The following is a 24688-nucleotide window of genomic DNA, read 5'->3' as shown; positions in this document are numbered from 1 at the left end:
GGCAACGGCCTGACGGCACCGGGGGCCTGGTGCGTCAGCCGGTGACCGTGATCTGCGACGCCGGGTCGGTGGTGTCGGCGACCCGGTAGTTCGCGTTGAAGGTGGAGGTCGTGGCGCTGGTCGGGCAGCCGAAGCCGCCGACGACCTCGACCGGTACCGAGGCGTTGGTGAAGCCGAGGGTGGACGGCGCGCCGTTGGTCCAGGTTCCGCTCACCACCGCCGCGCCGGTGGGCGCCGCGGTCACCGTACAGGTGGCCAGACCGCTGGTCTTCAGGACGAAGCCGCCGGTCGGAATGGTCAGCCCGGCGGTGATGGACGCCCCGTTCTGCATGGAGACGCCCCAGGCGCCGGAGGTCTCGATGGTGGCGCGGACGCCCGGCATGCTGGTGGTGCAGGAGCTGTAGGTGGGTGCCGAGATGCCGTTGCCGACCGGGCCGGAGGCGTTGGTGTTGGCCGGGGCGTCCGGGACCTGGCCGGTGGCGTGCGAGACGGTGCAGGTCACGGTCACCGAACCGGCCTTGAAGGTGGCCTTGCCGGTGAGGTCGGCGGCGTAGGAGTGCCCTGCGGGGGTGACGGTGGTCGAATCGAGGGCGACGGGCCGGTCGGTGGCGGGCCGGGCGGTGGCCGAGCCGGTGAGGGCCAGGGACAGGGACGCGGTCGCGAGGATTCCCGTACCGGCGGCGAGCAGGGCGCGCGGCCGTACGCGGGAGTGATGTGCGCGAGAGCGTGCGGGTCTGTGCGTCATCGCGGATCTCCTTCTGCGAGCGGTGTGTACACATGACGGGACCGGCGTACGCGGACGGCGTTTCCGGCGTACGCGTACGGCGAGCCCGGAGGGGAAAGACCGGGGGACGTGGCTGCGGCGGGGCCGGGGCCCGGGGATCAGCTCTGCGGCTGCTTGCTGTCCGACGGCGCCTGCTCCGGTTCGGCGCCCGGCCCGGTAGCGGTGTCCGTACCGGTGTCCGTACTCGTGTCGGGATCCGGTAGCGGACGCGGCTGCCAGGCGAAGATCATGCCGCCGCCGAGGATGCCGACGATCGTGCCGAACAGGAACCCGCCGAGGTTGGACATGACCAGCGCGGCGGCGGCGACCAGGACGGTGAGGATGCCGGCCAGGCCCCGGTAGTGCGGCGCGAACCAGGCGGACAGGCCCATCAGGATCATCACGATGCCCATCAGGACCGACGGTATCCCGGCGATGCCCTGCTGGAGCATGACCTTGAGCGGCGCCAGCGGGATCGCGCAGATCTCCGCGCCGGCGACGATGGCCGCCAGCCCGCCCCAGAAGGGGCGGCCCTTGCGCCAGCGCCGCCAGGCCGTCGTGCGCCGGCGCCGCCGGGTCAGAAGCATTCCTTCTTGCCCTTGGAGATGGCCATGCTCAGCCCGGACAGCCGGAAGGTGCCGGCGTTGGTCGCCCAGGCCGTCTGCTTGAGGTTGGTGATGCTCACGTCGTCGGCCTGCTGGGCGAAGAGGTCCTGCATGCCCTGGGCGGTCGCGGGGCCCTTGTCGAGGGTGGAGGCGTCCCGGCCGATCTCGATGTTGGTGAAGTCGGCGTTGCCGGAGAGCTGGGTGGCGTCCACGAAGAGGTCGGTTGCCTTGACCGGCGTACTGCCCCTGCCCGCGGTGAGGTTGAGCGAGATGTCGCCGATCACCGGCAGTGTGGTGACGACCGACTGGCACAGGCTGCGCAACTCGGCCTTCTTGATGGCGGTCACGGCCACCGGCAGGAGGTCGCCGCGGGCGTTCTGGTCGACGCCGCCGTACTGGGCGAACCCGTCGCCCTTGAGGGAGGCGGCGGACACCTTGAACTGCTGGCCCGATACGGCGAACGAGGCCGCGAGCGCGCCGTTGGCCAGGGCGATGGCCAGGGCCGCCGTCCCGGCGAAGGCCGGCACGGACAGCACGGCGAACTTGCGCCAGCTGACCCGCCCCGTGACGTGTCTGCCGTGTGCGTCCTTCATGAGAGTGGTCCCCTTCGATGTGCGGTGGATCGCGCAGCCGAAAAGTGTGGGGGAATGTTCTGGACACGTGACTGGAGCGTGGGGGCACGTGAGGGTCACGTGGAGGGTGTGCAGAACTCGCCGGTGTTACTGGCGAGTTGAATGTAAGTCTGCCAGTAGCCGTTGGCAAGGTTGAGGACCGAAGGAACCACGGGAGACGCAAAAGTGACGACGCGGGGCCGCGAGGACGCGGGAGGGCGGCGGCCTACGCGTACCGGACCCGCAGCTCCTTCACCCCGTTGAGCCAGGCGGACCGCAGGCGGCGCGGGGAGTCCGCGAGGGCGATGTCCGGCACGGCGTCCGCGATCGCGTTGAAGATCAGGTCGATCTCCAGGACCGCGAGCGACTTGCCGAGGCAGAAGTGCGGGCCGCCGCCACCGAATCCCAGGTGCGGGTTGGGGTCGCGGGTGATGTCGAACGTCTCGGGGTGGTCGAAGACCTCGGGGTCGTTGTTGGCGGAGGCGTAGAAGAGGCCGACGCGCTGGCCCTTGCCGATCCGCGCGCCGCCCAGGGTCGTGTCCTGGGTGGCGGTGCGCTGGAAGGAGACGACGGGGGTCGCCCAGCGCACGATCTCCTCGGCCGCGGTGCGCGGCCGCTCGCGCTTGTACAGGTCCCACTGGTCCGGGTGGGTCAGGAACGCGTGCATGCCGTGCGTGATCGCGTTACGCGTCGTCTCGTTGCCCGCGACGGCCAGCAGCAGGACGAAGAACCCGAACTCGTCCGAGGCGAGGTTGCCCTCGTCCTCCGCCGCGACGAGCCGGCTGACGATGTCCTCGGCCGGGCACTCCTTGCGGGCCGCGGCCAGGTTCATCGCGTACGAGATCAGCTCGACGGCCGCGTTGTTGCCGACCTCCTCGGTGATGGCCAGCTCCGGGTCGTCGTACGCGACCATCTTGTTCGACCAGTCGAAGATGCGGGCCCGGTCGTCCTGCGGGATGCCGATCAGCTCGGCGATGGCCTGGAGAGGCAGCTCGCAGGCGATGTCGGTGACGAAGTCGCCGGACCCCTTGCGCCGGGCCCCGGCGACGATGGCCCGCGCGCGGGTGCGCAGCCCGTCCTCCAGGGCGCGGATGGCGCGGGGCGTGAAGCCGCGCTGGACGATCTGGCGGACCCGGGTGTGCTCCGGCGGGTCCATGTTCAGCATGATCAGTTTCTGTACGTCGATCTTGTCGCGGGTCATCGCGGCGTTGAAGCGGATGATCGAGGTGTTGAGGCTCGCCGAGAAGAGCTCCGGCCGGGTGGAGACCTCCTTGACGTCCTCGTGGCGGGTCACGGCCCAGTAGCCGTCGTCGTCGAACCCGGCGATGCCGTGCGGCTGGGCGTTCCACCAGACGGGGGCGGTCCGCCGCAGCTGGGCGAACTCGGGCAGCGGCACGCGGCTCTGGTAGACGTCGGGGTCGGTGAAGTCGAATCCGTCGGGCAGCGCGGGGCAAGGCATCTCGGCACTCCAGATCTGGTCCGGACCGGTACCGGTCGGCCGGTCGGCTGTCCTGACGGCCCGTCAGCTCATGTCCGTGAAGGTAGTAACGAGTTCTATAAGTGGCAAGAGGGCGGGCGAAGCGGCAAGGGAGCGGACGCCGTCAACCGCCGCCTCGCGCACGCGGATACCGGGCGAAGGGCGGTGCAGCACCCTTGCGCCCCCGGCCACGGCTCAAGAGACTGTCCGTGGAACTAGAACGCGTACCAGTTCCGTCGTCGGGGGTGCCGGGACGTCCTGCGGGACGCGAGGAGAGGACGAGTCAGTCATGGCCGCGGAACCCGTCATCGTCGAAGCCGTACGCACCCCGATCGGCAAGCGCGGCGGCGCGCTCGCCAACCTCCACCCCGCCTACCTCCTCGGCGAGACCTACCGCGAACTGCTCGCCCGCACCGGCATCCAGCCCGACTGCGTCGAACAGATCGTCGGCGGCACGGTCACCCACGCCGGCGAGCAGTCCATGAACCCGGCGCGCACCGCCTGGCTGACGATGGGCCTCCCGTACGAGACCGCCGCCACCACCGTGGACTGCCAGTGCGGCTCGTCCCAGCAGGCCAACCACATGGTCGCCAACATGGTCGCGGCCGGCGTCGTCGACATCGGCATCGGGTGCGGGGTGGAGGCCATGTCCCGGGTGCCGCTGGGCAGCGGATCCAAGTACGGGCCGGGCAAACCCTGGCCGGACGAGTGGAACGTGGACCTGCCCAACCAGTTCGAGGCGGCCGAACGCATCGCCCGCAACCGGGGTCTGACCCGCGAGAACGCGGACGCGCTGGGCCTGCTCTCCCAGGAGCGGGCCGCGGCGGCCTGGGCCGAGGAGCGCTTCAAGCGCGAGACGTTCGCGGTACAGGTGCCGACCACGGAGGAGGAACAGGCCGCGGGGCAGGGCATGTGGCGGCTCGTGGACCGCGACGAGGGGCTGCGCGACACGAGCATGGCGGCGCTCGGCGGCCTCAAGCCGGTCATGCCGACCGCCGTGCACACGGCCGGCAACTGCTCGCAGATCTCGGACGGCGCGAGCGCGGTGCTGTGGGCGTCCAAGCGGATGGCCCGCGCGCTCAAACTCAAGGCGCGGGCCCGGATCGTCGCCCAGGCCCTGGTCGGCGCGGACCCGCACTACCACCTCGACGGGCCGATCGACGCGACACGGGCCGTCCTGGGCAAGGCCGGCATGTCACTCAAGGACATCGACCTCGTCGAGATCAACGAGGCGTTCGCGTCGGTCGTGCTGTCGTGGGCGCAGGTCTTCGAACAGGACCTGGACAAGGTCAACGTGAACGGTGGCGCGATCGCACTGGGTCATCCGGTCGGCGCCACGGGGGCGCGGCTCATCACCACCGCGCTGCACGAGCTGGAGCGGACGGACAAGGAGTTCGCGCTGATCACGATGTGCGCGGGCGGGGGACTGGCGACGGGGACGATCATCCAGCGGCTGTGAGGGGCGGCGGACCGGCGTACGGAGCCGGGCCGGGGCCGGCCCCGCTGCTCAGTACCAGTTGTGGGACTGCCAGAAGTTCCAGGCGTCACAGGGGCTGCCGTAGGTGGTGTTCATGTAGTCCAGACCCCACTTGACCTGGGTCTCCGGGTTGGTCTTCCAGTCCGGGCCCGCCGAGGCCATCTTCGAGCCCGGCTGGGCCTGCACGAGGCCGTAGGCGCCGCTGGACGGGTTGGTGGCGGTCGGGTCCCAGCCGCTCTCGCGCTCGACGATGTTGCTGAAGCACTGGTACTGCGCCTGGTCCGGGATCAGCTTGTGCGCCGCGGCCTTGGCGTCGCTCGCGCCGGCGGAGGACGGGGCCTGCGCGGGGGCGGCGGCCTGGGCCGGAGTGGCGCCGAAGGCGGCGGCCGAAGCACCCAGGGCGACGGCACCGACGGCGACGGCGGCCTTCTTGTGGGCGGCGAGACGGCTGGTGATCGTGGACGCGGGGGAGGTCACGGAGGAGGAACCTTCCGACAGGGGGCAAGGGACGCCGCCGAGGGCGCGGCCGGGGGGAAAGGCCGCGCTGCTCTCGGCGACACGTCCACCCTGGGAAGTGCTCGGGCGGGATGGCAATCCCCCGCTCGTACTAGTGGATCTCGCACGCGGGGCGGGAAGTCCTGCCCGTGGTTTCCCGCAGGGGAGCGGATTGACGGAAGAGGACGGCCTACGAAGAGGGCTCGTATGTGACGGAAGTCCTGTGGGTGGGGTCACAGGGAGGAGGGGTGAGAGTAATGGGCTTTTGGCTATATTGCCCATTACTCCACGGCTCGATGCGCTCCCGGCTCCCGGCCTGCCCCCGGTGGTGACGCGAACGCTGCCGGTGCGTCGAAAGCCGCGCGGCGGGTGGCTCGGCGCAGGGCCTTGAGGAGGGTGCCGCCGAGGGTGAGGGTGAGGACGACCGTGACCAGGGCGCGGGGCAGGTCCCAGCCGAGCGAGGTGGCCAGGCAGTAGGCCAGGAAGCGGGCCAGGTTGTCGGGCAGCGGGTCGCCGGGTACGAACGAGACCCCCGAGCCCAGGCCGCCGATGTAGGGCCAGCCCTGGAGATTCATGACCAGGCCGTACAGGACGGCGGAGACGGCGCCGTACGCCGCGATCACGACGAGTTCGCGGCGGCCGCGCAGCCGGTCGGGGCCTGGCAGCAGGCCCGCGCCCATCGCCACCCACCCCATCGACAGCATCTGGAACGGCATCCACGGCCCCACGCCGCCGGTCAGCAGCGCGGAGGCGAACATCGACACCGAGCCGAGGACGAAGCCGAAGCCAGGACCCAGCACCCGGCCCGCCAGCACCATCAGGAAGAACATCGGCTCGATGCCGGCGGTGCCCGCGCCCAGCGGGCGCATCGCCGCGCCCGCCGCGGCCAGCACGCCGAGCATGGCGATGGCCTTCGCGTCCAGGCCGGGGGCGCCTCCGGAGGCGGCGGAGGCCGAGGTGTCGGCGATCGTGGCCACGACGACGGCGAGCAGCAGCGGCAGCAGCGCCGCGAACAGCCACGGAGCGTCGTTGGAGTGCGCGAGGCCGGAGGCGGAGTCGGCCAGCAGCGGCCATCCGAAGGCCATGACGCCGGCGACCGAGACGAGGACGAGCGCGATGACGGCCCGCGGGCCCAGCCGGACGGCGCGCGCCTGCCGGTCCGGCGGGGAGGGGAGCGTACGGCTCATGCCGTGGCCTCCAGGGCGTGGGCGACCTGCGGCACGGTGAGCCACGGCAGGGGCGCGAGCACCTTGGCGACCTGCGGCGCGAAGGCGGGCGAGGAGACGACGACCTCGGCGGTGGGCCCGTCCGCGACGATCTCGCCGTCCGCGAGGATGACGACGCGGTGGGCGAGTTCGGCGGCCAGTTCGACGTCGTGCGTGGCCAGGACGATGGCGTGCCCCTCGGCGGCCAGCCCGCGCAGCACTTCCACCAGACGGCCCTTGGCCGCGTAGTCCAGGCCGCGGGTCGGCTCGTCGAGCAGGAGCAGCGGCGGGCGGGCGGTGAGCACGACGGCCAGCGCGAGGGCGAGCCGCTGGCCCTCGGAGAGGTCGCGCGGGTGGGTGTCGTCCCGTACGTCCGGGAGCAGCCGGGTGACCAGCGCCCGGCAGGTGCCGGGGGCGGCGTCCGCGTCGTGGTCGGCGGCGGCGCACTCGGCGGCGACGGTGTCCGCGTACAGCAGGTCGCGCGGTTCCTGCGGTACGAGGCCGACGTGCCGCAGCAGCTCGCGCGGGCCGGTGCGGTGCGGAGCGGCGCCGCCGACGCGTACCGAGCCCGCGGCGGGCTCGTGCATCCCGACGAGGGTGGTCAGGAGCGTGGACTTGCCCGCGCCGTTACGGCCCATGAGGGCGATGGTCTCGCCCGCGCGTACGGCCAGGCCGACGCGGTGCAGGGCGTCGGTCCGGCCGCGCCGTACGGACAGGCCCACGGCTTCGGCGGCGAGCGGCGCGGGCCCGGTGCCGGTGCCGGGGCGGGCGCCCGCGGTACCGGCCTCCCGGCGGTCCTCGCGGCGGCGCCGGCGGCCGAAGCGTTTACGGGCCGCGCCGGTGTCACCCGGGCCCGCCTCCGGCGGTGCGGCGGGTACGGCGCCGGACGGCCCGGAAGGCGCCGTTCCGCCCGACTCCACCCCCGTCAGCCGTTCGCGCAGCGGCGACGCCTTGCGGCGGGCGTCGCGTACGGACAGCGGCAGCGGCGACCAGTGGGCGAGGCGGCCGAGGGCCACCACCGGCGGGTGGACGGGGGAGACGGCCATGATGTCGGCGGGCGCGCCGACGACCGGCGGCGCGCCGGGGGCGGGCAGCAGGATGACCCGGTCCGCGTACTGGACGACGCGCTCCAGCCGGTGTTCGGCCAGCAGGACCGTGGTGCCGAGGTCGTGCACCAGGCGTTGCAGCACCGCGAGGACCTCCTCGGCGGCGGCCGGGTCCAGGGCGGAGGTCGGCTCGTCCAGGACCAGCACCTTGGGGTGGGTGGTGAGGACCGAGCCGATCGCGACGCGCTGCTGCTGGCCGCCGGAGAGCGTGGTGATGGCGCGGTCGCGCAGGTCGGCGAGGCCGAGGAGGTCCAGGGTCTCCTCGACGCGGCGGCGCATGACGTCGGGGGCCAGGCCCAGCGACTCCATGCCGTACGCCAGCTCGTCCTCGACGGTGTCGGTGACGAAGTGGGCGAGCGGGTCCTGGCCCACGGTGCCGACCACGTCGGCGAGTTCGCGCGGCTTGTGGGTGCGGGTGTCCCGGCCTGCCACGGTGACGCGGCCGTGCAGGGTGCCGCCGGTGAAGTGCGGTACGAGGCCGCAGACGGCGTTCAGTACGGTGGACTTGCCGACGCCGGACGGGCCGACGAGAAGGCAGAGTTCGCCCTCCGGCACGGTCAGGTCGACGCCCTGGACGGCGGGCCGCGCCGCGTCCCCGTAGGTGACCGACACCTGGTTGAAGCGGATCACTGGGGGGACTCCTTCGTGTGCGGCGGCAGTGGCGCGACGAACGCGGGCAGCAGGCCCACCAGGATTCCGGCGGCCGGCCACAGCGGGAGGGCGGGCGCGGTGAGCGGGACGGCGGGCGGGTGCAGAGCGGCCGGGTCGTAGGAGTTCGCCCAGATCATCAGGGCCGCCACCGCGACGCCCGACCCGGACACCAGCCAGGCGCGCACGCCCCACCGGTCCGGGCGGTAGCGGCTGCGGACGGTCCTGCGGCCGCCCAGCCACAGTCCGCCGAGGGCCGCGGCGAGCCCGGCGAGCAGCACCGGCAGGCCGTACGCCGCTCCCGTGTCGGCCAGCAGCCCGTACGTACCGGCGCACACCCCGAGCAGGCCGCCGAGGGTGAGGGCCGTGGTGGTGTGCCGTACGGCGGGTGGCACCTGGGCCGTACGGCCGTAGCCGCGCGCGTCCATGGCCGCCGCCAGTGACACCGAGCGTTCCAGCGCGCCTTCCAGGACGGGCAGCCCCACCTGGAGCAGCGCCGTGAACCCCCGGTCGGGGCGGCCGCGCAGCCGGCGCGCGGCCCGCAGCCGCTGGACGTCGGCGACGAGGTTGGGCGCGAAGGTCATCGCGACGACGACCGCGACGCCCGCCTCGTACAGCGCCCCCGGCAGCGATTTGAGCAGCCGGGCCGGGCTGGCGAGCGCATTGGCGGCGCCGACGCAGATGAGCAGGGTGCCCAGCTTCAGGCCGTCGTAGAAGGCGAACAGCATGCCTTCCGCGGTGACCCGGCCGCCGATGCGCACGCCGCGCGCCCACTCGGGCAGCGGCACTTCCGGCAGCGTCACCAGGGTGTGGGTGCCGGGAACGGGCGAGCCGAGGAAGAACGCGAAGACCAGCCGGATGCCGATGACCAGCAGACCCAGCTTCAGGAACGCGCCGTACGAACGGGCCCACGGCGCGTCCGAGCGGCGCGCCGCGACCACGTACCCGGCGACCCCGATCAGCAGGCCCAGCAACAGCGGGTTGGTCGTCCGGGAAGCGGCGGTGGCCAGGCCGAGTGCCCACAGCCACCAGGCGCCCGCGTGCAGCGCGGTGGAGCGGGTCGCCCGGGGGACGCGGGCGCTCATCCGCGGCGGCGGCGCGCCTGCCACCCGGCCGCCGCGCCCAGGACGACCACGGCGGCGATGCCGCCGATCAGCCCGGCGGAGGGGCCGCCCGAGTCGTCGCCGTCCGTACCCTCGCCGGAGGCGGACGCGTCTCCGGAGGCACCGGGATCCGGGGTTCCCGGCCCCGGTCCCGGTCCCGCCTTGTCGGCGCAGCCCGACTTCGGGTACCCGGCGATCGCGCACAGCAGCGCGTTCGAGTCGTAGCGCAGCGGCCCCGCGACGGCGGCCAGCGCGTCACCGACCGTGCCGTCCTCGGGCAGCCGCGCGCACTCCGTACGGACCGCGGGCGGCATCTCGCCGCCCGGCGCCTCCGCCTTCGTGCCGAAGTCGAGGACCAGGCCGACGCGCTTGGTGCCGCCCTCGGCGGGCGTGTTCGCGCAGATCGCGGCGAAGTCCGCGGCGCGGCGCGGCTTGCCGGCCGCCGCCGAGCCGGCGCTGACGGTGAAACGGAAGCCCGCCACGGCGCCGTCCCGGGGGCGGGTGGTGGCCGGGCCCTCGGTCGCGTACGACCAGCCCCCGTCCTTCGCCGGGGAGGCGCCCGCCGCCGGCCCGTCCCAGAACGACCAGTAGCGGTACTCCTGCGCCTGCGCGGGCGCGGCGCCCAGGCCCGTGACCGCGCCGGCCAGGACCAGGGCGCCGAGCAGGCGGGCGTGCCGGGGCCGCGGCGGGCGCATCAGGAGCCGCTCTTGTTCCGGCGGCCGCTCACCAGGAACCCGGCGCCGACGCTCGCCACGAACACGATGCCGACGATCCACCACGTGCCGGAGCCCGAGTCGTCCTTGTCCTTCGCGCCCTTCTGCGGGGTGGCGGACGGCGCGGCGCTGCGGGCCGGCTTCGGCCCGGTGGCGTTCAGCTGCGCGACGAGGTCGTTGCCGCCGAACGCGCGCGGGTCGCCGCCGGCGGCGTGCGCGGCCAGCACCAGCTGCGCGTACGCGGCCGGGCCGCCCTCCTTGGCCCACTGCGCGGAGTTCTTCTCCAGCCACTGCAGCGGCTTCCGGGCGGCCGCACCGTGCGAACCGGCGGCGAGCGCCAGTACGGCGTCGGCGGTGTTGCCCACGTCGGGCTGGTTCTCCGCGCCGGGCATCGCGGACTTCAGGTGCTGGCCGCCCGCGTCGAGCACCGAGACCAGGTACGCCGCACCGCCCTCGGCGGCCTTCTTCGGATCCCGCTGCCCGGCCTTGCCGCCGTCGCACTTCAGCGGCTCGACCGGCTTGCCGGCGTCCTTGCCCGCCGGGTCCACGACGAAGCCGTCGCCCAGCCCGCCGAGCACGGCCGCCGCGGTGGCGTCCGCGTTCGGGGCCGGCTTGCCGCCCTTGAGCTGGAAGGCGAACGCGCCGCGCTCGCCCTTCTTCGCCTCGCAGCCCAGCTGGAAGGTGACCAGCGCGTCGTACGGGGACTTGCCGTCCTTCTTGACGGACTCCGGCTTCTCGCCCGCCGCCTTGAGCGCGCCGATCACCACGGAGGTGGAGTTGGCGTCACTGGGCGAGCCGCTCATCGAGCTCCAGCCGCCGTCCTTGTTCTGCACCGACTTCAGCCACTTCACGGCCTTCTGCACGGCGTCGTCGTGCCCGCCGAGCGCGGCCAGCGCCTGCACGGCGGCGCCCGTCTGGTTGGTGTCCCGCATCGTCTTGCCGTCGCACGCCTTGGCCGGGTCGGCCCGGAAGGCGGCGAAGGCGCCGTCGGAGCACTGCTGGCCGGCGAGCCAGTCGACGCCCGTCACCGACGGGCGCACCCCGACGGTGCGCTGCGCGAGCAGCGCCAGCGACTGCCGCCACACGCCGTCGTACTGCGGGTCCTTCGTGCCGTACAGGCCGTCGGGCAGCTTCGAGGCCTTGGCGGCGGGAGCGGGGGAGTCGGCGGCCGCCACGGGTGTGCCGGCCGCACACAGCAGGGCGGCGCCGGCCAGCGCCGCGGCGGCACGGCGCGCCAGGCCGGCGAAGGTGGGGGCCGTGGAAGCCCTGGGAGCCAGGGGGGCCTGGGAAGCCGTGGTGGCCATCGGGTCGGTGCCTCTCGGGTCAGTTCGCTGCGGTGGGTGCGCAGCCGCACTCGGACGCCCCGCCGCACGCCGATCGGTCGTCGGCCGCGGTGGCACCGGGCTCAGCTCCGCATACCTCGACGGTGCCGCGCACCGGCCGTCCGCGCGAGGAGGCGCGGTCTTGCGGTGGCGGGAGCCTTGGTCGTGCCCCAACGAGTGCTCCGGCTCGCCGGGCGTACGGGCGGCGGGCGGCCGGGGAGCCCGGGACCGTGCGCGGCCCCGGCGTCCGACGTGTCGGTGCCGTACGTCCCGGATCACGGTTGCGGGTCAGCGCCGGATTTCCACCGGCTTCCCCCGATCGGGCACGGGATGAAATTGTCCCGCACACTTTAACCGGCGGCTTACGGGTGCCCTCCGGACGGCCCGGGACCGGGGCGCGCGTACGGGGAGCGGCCGGGCGTCCTCAGACGGCCAGATAGGCGACGGGGTCCGAGCCCGCGACCCGCTCGGCCTGTCCCAGCGCGACCAGGCGGCGCAGATGGGCCTCGGCCTCGGAGACCGCGATGGTGCGCGACCCGTACGGGATCCGCTCCCACGGGCGGTTCCACTCCATGCCCTCGGCGAGCTGCCAGGGCGTGCGGGGCGCGGCGAGCAGGGCACGCAGGCCGGCGAGCCGCGCCTCGTGGTGGGCGAGCAGCTCGCGTACGCGCCCTTCCGCGCCGGTGAAGGCGTGCTGGTGCGCGGGCAGCACCTCGGCGGGCGCCAGACGGGCGACCCGGCGCAGGGAGTCGAGGTAGTCGCCGAGGGGGTCGGTGGCCGTCGCGTCGTCCGGGTCCTCGTACAGCCCGATGTGCGGGCTGATGCCGGGCAGCAGGTGGTCGCCGGAGAAGAGCCGGCCGTGCCCGGGGCGGCGCGCCGGGTGCTCTTCCTCCAGGTGCAGGCACACGTGGCCCGGCGTGTGACCCGGCGTCCATACGGCGCGGAGCCGCCGGTCCGGCAGGTCGAGCAGTTCGCCGGGGGCGATGGCGCGGTCGGGCAGCGCGGCCCGCTGTCCGGGCAGTGCCCGTCCGCCGCCCCCGGCGCGCGCCGTGCGCAGGGGTGCCAGGTGGCTGTCGGGTGCCCCTGCCGCGGTCAGCTTGGCGATCAAGTAGTCGAGCCACCTGCCGGGTTCGGCTTCGCGGGTGCGGCGTACGACGGCGGCGTCGGCGTCGTGCATGGCGATCCACGCGCCGGAGGCCTCCCGTACGCGGGCGGAGAGGCCGTGGTGGTCCGGGTGGTGGTGGGTGATCAGTACGCCGTGGAGGTCGGTGACGTCGAAGCCGCAGGCGGCGACCCCGGCGGCCAGGGCGTCCCAGGAGTCCGGATCGTCCCAGCCGGTGTCGACGAGGACCGGGCCCCGGCGGGTCTCCAGGAGGTGGACGAGGGTGTGGCCGAGCGGGTTGTCCGGGATGGGCACGGCGACGGACCACACGCCGCCCTTGTGGTCGGTCACCCCGGGGCCGGCCGCCGCCTGCCCGGTTCCGGTCGCCTCCGGCATCCGCCGCCTCCCCGCCTCCGCGCGGTCCGGCCGCGCCGCCGTGCCGAGCATTGCCCACCATAACTGCAACTGGTATCAGTTCTGATGCAGCGTCAGGAATTTCGGCGGCATTCCCGGACGGTCGACCCGCAGGAGGCGGCAGCCATGAGCGACCTCGTCGAGCACGGACGGCTCTACATAGGCGGCGAGTTCGCCGATCCGGCCGGCGGCGGCACCATCGAGGTGGTCTCGCCGCACACCGAGCAGGTCATCGGCCGGGTGCCGCACGCCTCGCGGACCGACGTGGACCACGCCGTCTCCGCGGCCCGTGCCTCCTTCGACTCCGGGGTGTGGGTGCGGACGCCGCTCGCGGAGCGGATCGCGGTGGTCACCCGGATCAAGGACGCCTTCGCCGCGCGGAGCGAGGAGATCGCCAAGGTCGTCAGCGCCGAGAACGGCACCCCGTACACCTCCTCCGTCATGGTGCAGGCGCTGGCCGCGGTGATGGCGTGGGACGCGGCGGTCACCGTCGCGCGCGACTTCCCGTTCGAGGAGCGCAGGGCCGGCGCGCTGGGGCCGCTGCTGGTGCGGCGCGAGCCGGTCGGCGTGGTGGCGGCCGTGGTGCCGTGGAACGTGCCGCAGTTCACCGCGGCGGCCAAGCTGGCGCCCGCGCTGCTGGCCGGCTGCTCGGTGGTCCTCAAGGTGTCGCCGGAGACGCCGCTGGACGCGTACATCCTGGCGGACATCGCGAGCGGGGCCGGGCTGCCCCCGGGCGTGCTGTCGATCCTCCCGGCGGACCGGGAGGTGAGCGAGTACCTGGTCGGGCACCCGGACGTGGACAAGGTGGCCTTCACCGGCTCGGTCGCGGCGGGCAAGCGCGTCATGGAGGTCGCGGCGCGCCACCTGACGCGGGTGACGCTGGAGCTGGGCGGCAAGTCGGCGGCCGTCATCCTGCCGGACGCCGACCTGGACGCCGCGGTGGCGGGCATCGCGCCGTTCGCGTGGCTCGTCAACGGGCAGGCGTGCATCGCCCAGTCGCGCATCCTGGCGCCCCGCGAGCACTACGACGAGATCGCCGAACGGTTCGTCGCCGCTGCCGGCGCGCTGCGCATCGGCGACCCCCTGGACCCGGCGACCGAGCTGGGCCCGCTGGTCTCCCGGCGCCAGCAGCAGCGCTCGCTGGACTACATCTCCATCGGGCAGCGCGAGGGCGCCAAGGTCCTCACGGGCGGCGGCCGGCCGAAGGGCGCGGAGACCGGCTGGTACGTGGAGCCGACGCTGTTCGGCGAGGTGTCCAACGCGATGCGCGTCGCCCGCGAGGAGATCTTCGGCCCGGTGATCTGCCTGCTGCCGTACGAGACCGAGGAGGAGGCCGTCCGGATCGCCAACGACTCCGACTACGGGCTGTCCGGCTCGGTGTGGACCGCGGACACCGGGCATGGCGTCGACATCGCGCGGCGGGTGCGCACCGGCACGTACTCCGTGAACACCTTCAGCATCGACGTGCTCGGCCCCTTCGGCGGCTACAAGGACTCCGGCATCGGGCGGGAGTTCGGCCCCGAGGGCTTCGGCGCGTACCTGGAGCACAAGACGATCCACCTGCCGGCGACGGGGTGAGGGGGCGGCATGAGCGGTAAGGGCGGCAACCGCGGTACGGGCGGCGAGCCGGCGGCGGGGCCCCGCTGGCGCGTGACGGTGGACCGGGGCGTGTGCATCGGCTCCGGGATGTGCGCGGCCACCGCGCCCGGCGGGTTCGAGCTGGACGCGGCCCGGCAGTCGCACCCGCGGCAGGCCGAACGCGACGCGGACGAGGACGTGCTGGCCGCCGCCGAGGGGTGCCCCGTCGAGGCGATAGCCATCACGCTCGCGGACACCGGCGAGGCCGTCTTCCCGCCCGAGGAGTGAGCGGCTTCCGGCCACCGGGCCGTGCGGACGTCCCCGCTGGGCGGTGCGGGTGCGAGGCACGCGCCCACCGGTGCGTACCTTCGGTAACCCGTGAACTTCTCACAGTGATCTCGTGACATCTGTGACTGTTAACCCTCCCCGGCGGCGTGGAAATCTCAAGTCCACGCCGCCGAGGGGGGAATCGATGGAAAAGCGGTACGAGATCTACTGTCTCGCCGACAGAACCTTCTACGAGACCCCGGACCGTCTCTCCACCGGCACCGGTGCCCCGTCGGGCAGCGGCCCGCTCTACGAAGCGGCGCAGCGCGCAGTCCCCGAAGGGTGGCGGTGTTTCCTCTCCGGGGACTGGCTCCACGTCAACCCCGTCGACGCCGCCGGCGCACCGCGCCCCGGGCTGCCCGCACAGGGCTGGAAGATCCACGTCTCCGCCTGTACGGACAACGCCGAGAAGACGGCCTCCCAGGTGTGGGACTACTGCGTCGCCCGGCTGGTTCCGTTCAAGTTCGTGCCCGGACCGCGCCCCCTGCACCTGCGCAACTCCAAGTACGCCGACCGCGGTTCGAGCGGCAAGTTCGCCACCGTCTACCCGTCGGACGAACAGCAGCTGCACACCATCCTGCGGGAGCTGGGCGCACTGCTGGACGGCGAGCCGGGCCCGTACATCCTCAGCGACCTCCGGTGGCGGAACGGCCCGCTGTACGTACGCTACGGCGGCTTCACCCGGCGCTACTGCGTCGACGAGCAGGGCAGCCTCGCCGCCGCCATCGAGAACCCCGAGGGCAAGCTGGTCCCCGACCGGCGCGGCCCCGCGTTCAAGCCGCCGGAGTGGGTGACGCTGCCGGACTTCCTCGCCCCGCAGCTCGCCGCCCGCAACTCCACCACCGTCACGGACCTGCCGTACCAGATCGAATCCGCGCTGCACTTCTCCAACGGCGGCGGCGTCTACCTGGGCCGCGACCGGCGCAACGGCGACAAGGTGGTGCTCAAGGAGGCGCGCCCGTACGCCGGGCTGGCCGCCGACCGTGCCGACGCCGTCACGCGGCTGGAGCGCGAGCGGGACGCGCTGCGGAAGCTGTCCGGGCTGGGCGTCGCGCCCGAGGTCCGCGACTGGTTCACGCTGGACGAGCACCGCTTCCTGGTCATGGACTTCCTGGAGGGGCGCACCCTCAACTCCTTCTTCGCCGAACGGCACCCGCTGATCGGGGTCGCGCCGGAGCCGTCCGCCCTGGCCGAGTACACGCAGTGGGCCCTGCGCATCCACGCCGCGGTCGAGGACGTGGTGGCCGCCGTGCACCGCCGCGGCGTCGTCTTCAACGACCTGCACATGTTCAACATCATGGTCGCGCCCGACGAACGCGGCGTGAAACTGCTGGACTTCGAGGCGGCCGCGGAGGCCGGCGAGGGGCAGCGGCAGACGCTGGCCCACCCCGGCTTCATCGCCCCCGCCGACCGCACCGGCTTCGAGGTGGACCGCTACGCGCTCGCCTGCCTGCGGCTCGCGCTGTTCCTGCCGATGACCACCCTGCTGGTGATCGACCGGGACAAGGCCGCGCACCTCGCCGACGTCGTGGCGCACGAGTTCCCCGACGTACCGGCGCGGTTCCTGGCCGAAGCGGTGGACGTGATCCAGGGCACGCCGAAAACCACGCCCGCGAGCACCCCGCAGGCCCCGCCCGCGAAGCGGCGGACGGAACCCGCCCCCTACCTCCCCGCGGAGCCCGCCGACTGGCCGCGCTGCCGGGACTCCATGGTCCGCGGCATCCTCGCCTCGGCCACCCCCGAGCGCACCGACCGGCTCTTCCCCGGTGACATCGCCCAGTTCACGGACGGCGGCGGCCTGGGGGTCGCGTACGGCGCGGCAGGCGTCCTCTACGCGCTCGCCGAGACCGGTGCCGGGGGGTACGGGGAAGGCGAAGAGTGGTTGTTGCGGCAGACCGCTCCGCCGCCCCCCGGCACCCCGCTCGGCTTCTACGACGGGCTGGCCGGCGTCGCCTGCGTACTGGACCGGCTGGGCCACCCCGAGCGGGCCATGGAGCTGATGGAGCAGATCCTCGCGGAGAAGTGGCACCGTCTCGCCCCCGACCTGCACGGCGGCCTGGCAGGCATCGGGCTGGCGCTCGACCACCTCGCCCGCACCCGCGGCGAGCGCGGGCTGCGCGACCGGGCCCTGGAGGCCGCCGGGCACACCGCCGACCGGCTCGACGCCTGCGGAAAGCGGGCCGGCCTGCTGCGCGGCGCCAGCGGACCCGCGCTGCTCTTCCTGCGGCTGTACGAGAGCACCGGCGACCCCGGCCTGCTCGACCTCGCGGCCGAGGCGCTCCGGCGCGACCTGGCGCGCTGCGTACGGAACAAGGAAGGCACCCTGGTCGTGGACGAGGGCTGGCGCACCCTGCCGTACCTCGGCGGCGGCAGCGTCGGCATCGCCACCGTCCTGGACGACTACCTGGCGCACCGTGCGGACGAGGAGTTCCAGGAGGCGCGGACCGCCATCCTGCCGGCGGCCAAGTCCCGCTTCTACGCCCAGCCCGGCCTGTTCCGCGGACGTGCCGGGTCTGTCCTGCACCTCGCGCGGACCACCACGCCGGGCGCCGACCGCGACGGCGGGCTGGCGGCCCAGATCTCCTACCTGAGCTGGTACGCCGTGCCCTACCAGAAGCATTTGGCCTTCCCGGGCGACCAGATGATGCGCCTGTCGATGGACCTCGCGACCGGAACCGCGGGCTGCCTGCTGGCCCTCGGGGCCGCGCTGCACGACCGGCCCGTCCACCTGCCCTTCCTCCCGCCGCCGCCCTCCTCCGGGACACGGCGGCCCTGAAGCCGGCTCCGGCCTGCGTGCCGGAGCCGTACCACCGGGTGAGCCGGGGAGACCCGTCACCCGGAACCGCAGCAACACCAGCACAACAAGTACAACTACGTCCCCATAGTGAAAGGAAAGTGTCATGGCGCTTCTCGACCTTCAGGCGATGGACGCTCCGGAGCACGGCGGCGGCGGTGGCGGCGGCAGCGAGGCCAGCCTGCTGCTCTGCTGGAGTGACGCCAGCATCGTCCTGTGCCTCTGACCGGACGGCAGCCCTACCGGAACGCCTGAACCGGTAGTACCGATCCGGGAGTTGTGATCCGGACGTGCGTGCGGCCCCTGCGTGGGCCGCACGCACACCCCCGTGGGAGAGCCCGTGACCGTCACCCCCGCCGACCGGCTGCTGCTCGGCGCCCTGCGCCACAGCGCCCTGCGCGCCACCGCGATCCTGCTGCTCACCATCGTCTCGGCCGGCGTCGGCCTGGCCCTCCCCGCCGCCCTCGGCCACACCCTCGACCTGCTGCTGACGCACCGCCCCGCCGGGTCGTGGCTGCTCGCCTGCGCGGCCCTGACCTGTCTGATCGTCCTGTTGGACGCCCTCGAAGGGCTGCTCACCGGCACCACCGACGCACGCGGCACCGCCTGGGTACGGCGCCGCCTGACCCGCCACCTCCTCGCCGCCGGGCCGCGCGCCGGCGAGCGGTACGGAACCGGTGACCTGGTCACCCGCGTCGTCGGCAACGCCGCCCACGCCGGTACCGCGCCCACCGCCCTGGCGTCCTCCGCCGCCGCGCTCGCCACCCCGGTCGGCGCGCTCGTCGCCCTCGCGTTCGTCGACGCCTGGACCGCCGCCGTCTTCCTCCTGGGCATGCCCCTGCTGGCCCTGCTGCTGCGCGCCTTCGCGCGGGACACCGGCGACTGCGTCGGGCGCTACCAGGAGAGCCAGGGCGAGATGGCCGGGCGGCTCGTCGAGGCGGTCGGCGGGGCCCGCACCATCGCCGCGGCGGGCACCCGGCGCCGCGAAGCCGCCCGTATCCTCGCCCCCCTCCCCGGCCTCGCCGGCCACGGACGCCGCATGTGGCACGTGCTGGGCAGGTCGACGGCCCAGGCCGCCATGCTCGTACCGCTGCTCCAGATCGCGGTGCTGTGCGTGGCCGGAATTCGCCTGTCGCAGGGCGAGCTGAGCGTCGGCGGGCTGCTCGCCGCTTCCCGGTACGCAGTGCTCGCCACCGGCATCGGCCAGCTCGTCGGCCGCCTGAACAGCCTGGTGCACAGCCGTGCAGCGGCCCGGCGCGTCGCGGACGCCCTGGACGTCCCGGCGATGCGCTACGGATCCCGCCCGCTCGGCCAGGGGAACGGCACGCTGAAGCTACACGGCGTGACGGTACGGCGCGGCGACCGCACCGTACTGCGCGGCCTGGACCTGACCGTGCCCGGCGGTACCTCGGTCGCCGTCGTCGGCCGCTCCGGCACCGGCAAGTCCGTCCTGGCGGCGGTCGCCGGGCGGCTGGCCGACCCCGACTCCGGCACCGTGATCCTCGACGACGTGCCGCTGCCCGACCTGAGACACGACGCCCTGCGCCGCGCGGTCGGCTACGCCTTCGAGCGCCCGGCGCTCCTCGGCACCACCCTCCGGGACACCCTGGCACTCGGCTCCTACACGCCCGCCCGCGCGGAAGTGGAAGCCGCCGCCGACGCGGCGTGCGCCGCCCCGTTCATCCACCGCCTGCCGGACGGCTACGCGACCCGCTGCGCCGACGCGCCCCTGTCCGGCGGCGAAACCCAGCGCCTGGGACTGGCACGGGCCTTCGCGCACGCCGAGCGGCTGCTCATCCTCGACGACGCGACCTCCAGCCTGGACACCGTCACCGAGCTGCACGTCTCCCGCGCCTTGCTGCACGACGTCAAGGCCGCCACCCGTATCGTCATCGCGCACCGCGCCGCCACCGCCGCCCGCGCCGACCTGGTGGCCTGGCTCGACGACGGGCGCATTCGTGCCCTTGCGCCCCACACCGAACTGTGGCAACTACCCGGATACCGAGAGCTGTTCGCCGCGGCAGCCGAGGAGGCGGCGCATGCCTGAGGCCATCGCGGGCCGGCCGGAGATCGCCGCCGGCGCCCCGCTGCGGCGGTCGGGGGCGCGCTTCCTCAAGCGGCGGCGCGCCGTCCTGGGCCGCCTCGCCGGCTGGTCCCTGGTGGAGTCGGCGCAGACGTTCCTGCTCGGGTACGCGCTCGCCCGCGCCCTCGACGACGGGTTCCTGGGCGGCAGCCTGGCCGTCGGCGTCGCCTGGCTGGCGGCCGCGGCGGTCGCCGTCTGCGCCGGCGCGTACGGCACCGCGCGCGTCTACGGGGCCGTGGCCGACCTGGTGGAACCGCTGCGCGACAGCCTGGTGCGCAAGGTCGTCGACCGCGGGCTGCACGCCCCCGACGGCGCGGCGGTCTCCCGGCTGACCCACCAGGTGGAGATCGCCCGCGACACCTTCGCCGGGCTGGTGCTGGTGTCCCGGTCGTTCGTCTTCGTCACCGTCGGGGCGCTGGCCGGACTGTGCTCGCTCGCCCCCGTGCTCCTGCTGCTCGTCCTGCCGCCGCTGGTGCTCGGGCTGGCGCTGTTCGGCGCGGCCCTGCGCCCGATGGCCCGCCGGCAGGAGACGTTCCTCGTCACGGACGAGGCCATCGCGGAGGAGACCGGCGCGGCGGTCGGCGGGCTGCGCGACATCACCGCGGCCGGCGCCGAGCGGAGCGTGGCCGCCGCGGCGGACGAGCGGTTCGACGCCGAACGCCGGGCTTCCGGTGCCCTGGCCCGCTGGAGCGTGTGCCGGGTGCTCGCCCTCGGCATCAGCGGCCGGCTGCCGATCGTCCTGCTGCTGGTCGCCGCGCCCTGGCTGCTGGACCGCGGGGTGACGGCCGGGGCGCTGGTGGGCGCGCTCGCGTACCTGTCGCAGTCGCTGCTGCCCGCGCTGCAGAGCCTGATGCACGGGCTGGGCACGGCGGGCACCCGGCTGGGCGTGGTGCTGCGCCGTCTGACCGCCGTACCGGCGGCCGGGGCCGCGGACGCCAGGCCGCACCGCGTCCCCCGTAGCGGGGTCGCCGTCGAACTCAGCGGCGTGACCTTCGCGTACGGGCCGCACGCCGACCCGGTCGTGCGCAACCTCGACCTGACCCTGCCGGTCGGCGGGCACCTGGCCGTCGTCGGCCCGAGCGGCATCGGCAAGTCCACCCTGGCCGCGCTGGTCGCGGGCATGCTGGAGCCCGGCAGCGGCGAGATCTGCCGGCCCGGCACCGAGGGCCGGGTGCTGGTGCCGCAGGAGGCGTACGTCTTCTCCGGCACCGTGCGGGAGAACCTGCTGTACCTGTGCCCCGGCGAGGTCGCCGACGCGGACGTCGCGGCCGCCGCCGAGGCGGTCGGCGCGAGCGCGCTGCTCGCCCGGCTGGGCGGGCCGGACGCCCCGCTCGCGCCGGCCGAACTCTCGGCCGGTGAGCGCCAGTTGATCGCGCTGGCCCGCGCCTACCTCGCGCCCGCCCCGCTGGTCGTCCTCGACGAGGCGACCTGCCACCTCGACCCCGCGGCCGAGGCCCGCGCCGAACGCGCCTTCGCGGCCCGTCCCGGCGGTTCGCTGATCGTCGTCGCGCACCGCATCAGCTCGGCGCTGCGCGCCGACCGGGTCCTGGTGATGGACGGGGCGCACGCCCGTACGGGCCGCCACCGCGACCTGCTGCGGCGCTCCGCCCTCTACCGTGAACTGGCGGGCGGCTGGGGCCGCGGGGGCGCCGGCGCCACGCCGTCCCCGGGGGCTGCCCCGTTACAGCCAGCCCTCCCCGCGGGAGATGCGGATGGCGTCGACGCGGTTGCGGGCTCCGGTCTTGCGGGTGATGGCGGACATGTAGTTGCGCACCGTGCCGGCCGACAGATGCAGGACGCCGGCGATCTCGGAGACCGAGGAGCCCTCGGCGGCCAGTGACAGCACACTCAACTCCCGGCGGGTAAGCGGAATGTCGGCGGCTTGCAGGAATCCGAAGCCCAGCGATCCGTCGACGAACCGTTTCCCCGCCGCCACTTGGCGTATACCGGTGGTCAACTGCACCGGAGAGGCCTCCTTGTCGACGAATCCCAGCGCGTCGGCTTCGAAGGCCCGGCGCAGCGGCCCGGGGCGGTTTGCGGATCCCAGCACCAGCAGCGCCGGCGATTTCGTAAATGCTTTCGACTTCCCGAGCTTCGATAATTTGCGCAATAAGCCGGTGCCGGCCGGCTCGGCGCTCTCGGCGTCCACCACGCAGACGTCGGGCCGTGTCGCCCACGCCCGCTCCGCTGCGTCACCGGTGGTGGCGGCGGCGACTTCGATGTCGTTCTCCCGGTCGAGTACTTCTGTCAAAGCCCATCGGAACAGACAGATGTCGTGGACCAGTAGTACCCGGATCACTGCAGTCCCCCTCCAGACCCCTGTGCACCGGCTCCGTTGCGAGTACCCGGAATTCATACCGGCAATGCCGCTGTCATGGACCCGGAGAACTGGCCAAGCAGGGGCAAGGGGGCGCGCGACGGGGGTCTGCGCGCCCCGAATGTGCTTCGCGCGGGATTACGCGCCCGTAGCCGTCACCTCAGGTGTGGTGCCGGGGCGCCGTGACATCGATGAGCCGGCAGACCGTCTCGATGTCGATCTTCACCTGGGCGATCGAGGCGCGCCCCGAGAGCCAGGTGATCAGCGCGGAGTGCCAGGTGTGCTCGATCACCCGGACCGCGGAGAGCTGCTCGGGCGTCGGCGCGCCGTCCAGCCCCATCGCGTCCAGGATGATCGCCGTGGTGAGCCGCGAGACGGTGTCCACCTCCGGGCTCACCGAGCGGTCGGCGAACGTCAGGGCGCGCACCATGGCGTCCGCCAGCTGGGGTTCGCGCTGGAGCGCCCGGAAGGCGCGCATCAGCGTCTGCGCGACGCGGGCGCCCGGCTCCGACTCCGTCGGCGGGCGCTTGCGCAGCGTCTCGTGCATGTGCTGCAACTGGTCCTGCATGGTCGCCACCAGCAGGTGGATCTTGGAGGGGAAGTACCGGTAGAGGGTGCCGAGCGCGACGTCGGAGGACTCGGCGACCTCGCGCATCTGTACGGCGTCGAACCCGCCGCGGACGGCCAGCCGGGCACTGGCGTGCAGGATGCGGCGCCGCCGGGCTTCCTGACGCTCGGTCAGGGGAGGACTGGCGGGAAGCGCCGATCCGGCCGCTTTGGAATCCGTAGTCATATGTCCCATTCCGTGACAGTCCGTCCGCGGTGCGGCGCGTACCGGTCAAGCGATCGGCACAGCATGGCAGGGCCGTGGTCCGTGGCGCGAATCACCTGGTGCGGCTCTTTTCGCCGGGGTGGGGGCCGGTAGATTCGAAGCTCTTGAACTGATCAGTAGCCGATCGGCCGCAGGGCCCTGCCGGGTGGCCGGAGACCGGCCGCCGACCGGCCGTGGCCGATCCGCACTGAAACTTGTTCTAGATTAGCGCCAGCGGTTACGCTCCGGCGAAAGTCCAGCGAGAAGGGGGCCGAGAGTGTCCGCCGAGGCCGTCCAGGCAGTCGCGCCGCACCCCGCCGAGGCCCCCGCTGCCTCCCCGGGCCCGGACGGCGACCGCCCCCTGCGCATCGCCCTGCTGAGCTACAAAGGCAACCCGTTCTGCGGCGGTCAGGGCGTCTACGTCCGCCACCTCTCCCGCGAGCTGGCCCGCCTCGGCCACACCGTCGAAGTGATCGGCGCGCAGCCGTACCCGGTCCTCGACGAGGGAGTCGTGCTCACCGAGCTGCCCAGCCTCGACCTGTACCGCCAGCCCGACCCCTTCCGCACCCCCAAGCGCGGCGAGTACCGGGACTGGATCGACGCCGTCGAGGTCGGCACCATGTGGACCGGCGGCTTCCCCGAGCCGCTCACCTTCTCCTTGCGGGCCCGCCGCCACCTCGCGGCGCGGCGCGGCGACTTCGACGTCGTGCACGACAACCAGACCCTCGGCTACGGCCTGCTCGGCGACCTCGGCGCGCCCCTGGTCACCACCATCCACCACCCCATCACCGTCGACCGGCGGCTCGACCTCGACGCCGCGGAGGGCTGGAAGCGCCGCGCCTCCGTACGCCGCTGGTACGGCTTCACCCGGATGCAGAAGCGCGTCGCCCGCCGCCTGCCGTCGGTGCTGACCGTCTCCGGCTCCTCCCGCCAGGAGATCGTCGACCACCTCGGCGTACGCGACGGCCGCATCCACGTCGTGCACATCGGCGCCGACACCGACCTCTTCTCGCCCGACCCCTCGGTCCCCGAGATCCCCGGCCGCATCGTCACCACCTCCAGCGCCGACGTGCCCCTCAAGGGCCTCGTCCACCTCGTGGAGGCGCTCGCCAAGGTCCGTACCGAAAACCCGCGCGCCCACCTCGTCGTCGTCGGCAAGCGCGCCGACGACGGCCCGGTCGCCGCCGCCATCGAACGGCACGGCCTCGGCGACGCCATCGAGTTCGTCAAGGGCATCACCGACGCCGAACTCGTCGACCTGGTCCGCGGCGCCCAGGTCGCCTGCGTCCCCTCCCTCTACGAAGGCTTCTCGCTGCCCGCCGCCGAAGCCATGGCCACCGGTACGCCGCTGCTGGCCACCACCGGCGGCGCCATTCCCGAGGTCTCCGGGCCCGACGGCGAGACCTGCCTGTCCGTGCCGCCGGGCGACGCGGGCGCGCTGGCCGCCGGGCTCGTCCGCCTGCTGGACGACGACGCGCTGCGCCGCCGCCTCGGCGCCGCCGGACGCGAACGCGTCCTCGCCCGCTTCACCTGGCGCCAGGCCGCCATCGGCACCGCCGAGCGCTACCGCGAAGCCATCGCCCTGCAGTCCTCCGGCGGGTCCGCCACCCGCCGCCCCGCGCCCGCCACCGCACCGTCCCCCGCCGGCCGCGCCTGATGCGCCCCGGCCGGGTACCTACCACCACCGCCATGACCCACCGCCGCCGGCCCTAGGCACGCGGCCCCCCAGGACGAAAG

Annotated in this window: 20 protein-coding genes, 1 pseudogene and 1 riboswitch; of the genes and pseudogenes, 8 read left to right on the top strand and 13 right to left on the bottom strand. The window is 73.8% G+C overall.

All coding sequences use genetic code 11. The annotated features are described in order from the left end of the window. Positions 1-34: 34 nt before the first annotated feature. The 4 genes from ACH4K4_RS07565 to ACH4K4_RS07550 form a co-directional block, all read right to left on the bottom strand. On the bottom strand, positions 35-745 hold the full coding sequence (locus tag ACH4K4_RS07565; protein WP_398165490.1) for a hypothetical protein: 711 nt from the start codon (positions 743-745) through the stop codon (positions 35-37). 137 nt (positions 746-882) lie between these two features. Next, a complete protein-coding gene (locus ACH4K4_RS07560) occupies positions 883-1350 on the bottom strand; it encodes a DUF6114 domain-containing protein (RefSeq protein ID WP_398165489.1) in 468 nt (155 codons plus the stop codon). Next, complete coding sequence (locus ACH4K4_RS07555; RefSeq protein WP_398165487.1) at positions 1341-1961, bottom strand: DUF6230 family protein; 621 nt, start codon at positions 1959-1961, stop codon at positions 1341-1343. Before ACH4K4_RS07555 ends, ACH4K4_RS07560 begins: the two co-directional genes overlap by 10 nt. A gap of 244 nt (positions 1962-2205) precedes the next feature. Beyond that, positions 2206-3438: a cytochrome P450 gene (locus tag ACH4K4_RS07550; RefSeq protein WP_398165486.1), complete on the bottom strand. Its 1233-nt coding sequence runs from the start codon at positions 3436-3438 to the stop codon at positions 2206-2208. A gap of 307 nt (positions 3439-3745) precedes the next feature. Here ACH4K4_RS07550 and ACH4K4_RS07545 point away from each other — a divergent pair, with 307 nt between their 5' ends. After that, on the top strand, positions 3746-4915 hold the full coding sequence (locus ACH4K4_RS07545) for a steroid 3-ketoacyl-CoA thiolase (RefSeq protein ID WP_398165485.1): 1170 nt from the start codon (positions 3746-3748) through the stop codon (positions 4913-4915). A 48-nt stretch (positions 4916-4963) separates the two neighbouring features. Here the strand turns inward: ACH4K4_RS07545 and ACH4K4_RS07540 are convergent, their stop codons facing one another. From ACH4K4_RS07540 to ACH4K4_RS07510, 7 genes are all read right to left on the bottom strand, one after another. Beyond that, positions 4964-5410, bottom strand: a complete 447-nt coding sequence (locus ACH4K4_RS07540; RefSeq protein ID WP_398165484.1) for a transglycosylase SLT domain-containing protein — start codon at positions 5408-5410, stop codon at positions 4964-4966. 299 nt (positions 5411-5709) lie between these two features. Beyond that, entirely contained in the window at positions 5710-6615 is a 906-nt protein-coding gene (locus ACH4K4_RS07535; RefSeq protein WP_398165482.1) for an ECF transporter S component, read from the bottom strand. Beyond that, positions 6612-8369 (bottom strand): ABC transporter ATP-binding protein, encoded by a 1758-nt coding sequence (locus ACH4K4_RS07530; RefSeq protein ID WP_398165481.1) that lies wholly within the window; start codon positions 8367-8369, stop codon positions 6612-6614. Before ACH4K4_RS07530 ends, ACH4K4_RS07535 begins: the two co-directional genes overlap by 4 nt. Then, positions 8366-9472, bottom strand: a complete 1107-nt coding sequence (locus ACH4K4_RS07525) for an energy-coupling factor transporter transmembrane protein EcfT (RefSeq protein ID WP_398165480.1) — start codon at positions 9470-9472, stop codon at positions 8366-8368. Before ACH4K4_RS07525 ends, ACH4K4_RS07530 begins: the two co-directional genes overlap by 4 nt. Then, complete coding sequence (locus tag ACH4K4_RS07520) at positions 9469-10185, bottom strand: SCO2322 family protein (protein WP_398165479.1); 717 nt, start codon at positions 10183-10185, stop codon at positions 9469-9471. The genes ACH4K4_RS07525 and ACH4K4_RS07520 overlap by 4 nt, the downstream gene beginning before the upstream one ends. Further along, entirely contained in the window at positions 10185-11507 is a 1323-nt protein-coding gene (locus ACH4K4_RS07515) for a prenyltransferase/squalene oxidase repeat-containing protein (RefSeq protein ID WP_398165478.1), read from the bottom strand. Before ACH4K4_RS07515 ends, ACH4K4_RS07520 begins: the two co-directional genes overlap by 1 nt. 262 nt (positions 11508-11769) lie before the next feature. After that, positions 11770-11871: riboswitch (cobalamin riboswitch) on the bottom strand. A 78-nt stretch (positions 11872-11949) separates the two neighbouring features. Continuing rightward, positions 11950-13023, bottom strand: a complete 1074-nt coding sequence (locus ACH4K4_RS07510) for an MBL fold metallo-hydrolase (RefSeq protein WP_398165477.1) — start codon at positions 13021-13023, stop codon at positions 11950-11952. Positions 13024-13167: 144 nt separating this feature from the next. Between ACH4K4_RS07510 and ACH4K4_RS07505 the strand changes: the two genes are divergently transcribed. The 6 genes from ACH4K4_RS07505 (at position 13168) to ACH4K4_RS07480 (ending at position 21663) form a co-directional block, all read left to right on the top strand. Next, a complete protein-coding gene (locus ACH4K4_RS07505; protein ID WP_398165476.1) occupies positions 13168-14619 on the top strand; it encodes an aldehyde dehydrogenase in 1452 nt (483 codons plus the stop codon). A 9-nt stretch (positions 14620-14628) separates the two neighbouring features. Continuing rightward, a complete protein-coding gene (locus tag ACH4K4_RS07500) occupies positions 14629-14907 on the top strand; it encodes a ferredoxin (RefSeq protein WP_398165475.1) in 279 nt (92 codons plus the stop codon). A gap of 184 nt (positions 14908-15091) precedes the next feature. Then, positions 15092-17722, top strand: coding sequence for a class III lanthionine synthetase LanKC (lanKC, locus tag ACH4K4_RS07495; protein ID WP_398165473.1), 2631 nt, complete (start codon positions 15092-15094; stop codon positions 17720-17722). Between the two features lie 124 nt (positions 17723-17846). Further along, positions 17847-17966 (top strand): SapB/AmfS family lanthipeptide, encoded by a 120-nt coding sequence (locus tag ACH4K4_RS07490; protein ID WP_398165472.1) that lies wholly within the window; start codon positions 17847-17849, stop codon positions 17964-17966. A 114-nt stretch (positions 17967-18080) separates the two neighbouring features. After that, positions 18081-19787: an ATP-binding cassette domain-containing protein gene (locus tag ACH4K4_RS07485; protein ID WP_398165470.1), complete on the top strand. Its 1707-nt coding sequence runs from the start codon at positions 18081-18083 to the stop codon at positions 19785-19787. After that, positions 19780-21663 (top strand): ATP-binding cassette domain-containing protein, encoded by a 1884-nt coding sequence (locus ACH4K4_RS07480; RefSeq protein WP_398165468.1) that lies wholly within the window; start codon positions 19780-19782, stop codon positions 21661-21663. Before ACH4K4_RS07485 ends, ACH4K4_RS07480 begins: the two co-directional genes overlap by 8 nt. On the opposite strand, the pseudogene ACH4K4_RS07475 reads toward ACH4K4_RS07480, so the two are convergent. After that, positions 21589-22179, bottom strand: a pseudogene (locus ACH4K4_RS07475) (response regulator); the annotation flags it as partial. The gene ACH4K4_RS07480 and the pseudogene ACH4K4_RS07475 overlap by 75 nt on opposite strands. A gap of 121 nt (positions 22180-22300) precedes the next feature. Then, the gene (locus ACH4K4_RS07470; protein ID WP_398165467.1) at positions 22301-22933 is read right to left on the bottom strand and encodes a TetR family transcriptional regulator; all 633 of its coding nucleotides are present in this window, start codon (positions 22931-22933) and stop codon (positions 22301-22303) included. Positions 22934-23228: 295 nt separating this feature from the next. On the opposite strand from ACH4K4_RS07470, the gene ACH4K4_RS07465 reads away from it, so the two are divergent. Continuing rightward, positions 23229-24608, top strand: a complete 1380-nt coding sequence (locus tag ACH4K4_RS07465) for a glycosyltransferase family 4 protein (RefSeq protein WP_398165465.1) — start codon at positions 23229-23231, stop codon at positions 24606-24608. The last annotated feature ends 80 nt before the right edge of the window (positions 24609-24688 follow it).

This window comes from Streptomyces sp. NPDC017529 (assembly GCF_044329785.1).
GTDB lineage: Bacteria > Actinomycetota > Actinomycetes > Streptomycetales > Streptomycetaceae > Streptomyces.
This window is presented reverse-complemented; position numbering and strand designations above follow the sequence as displayed.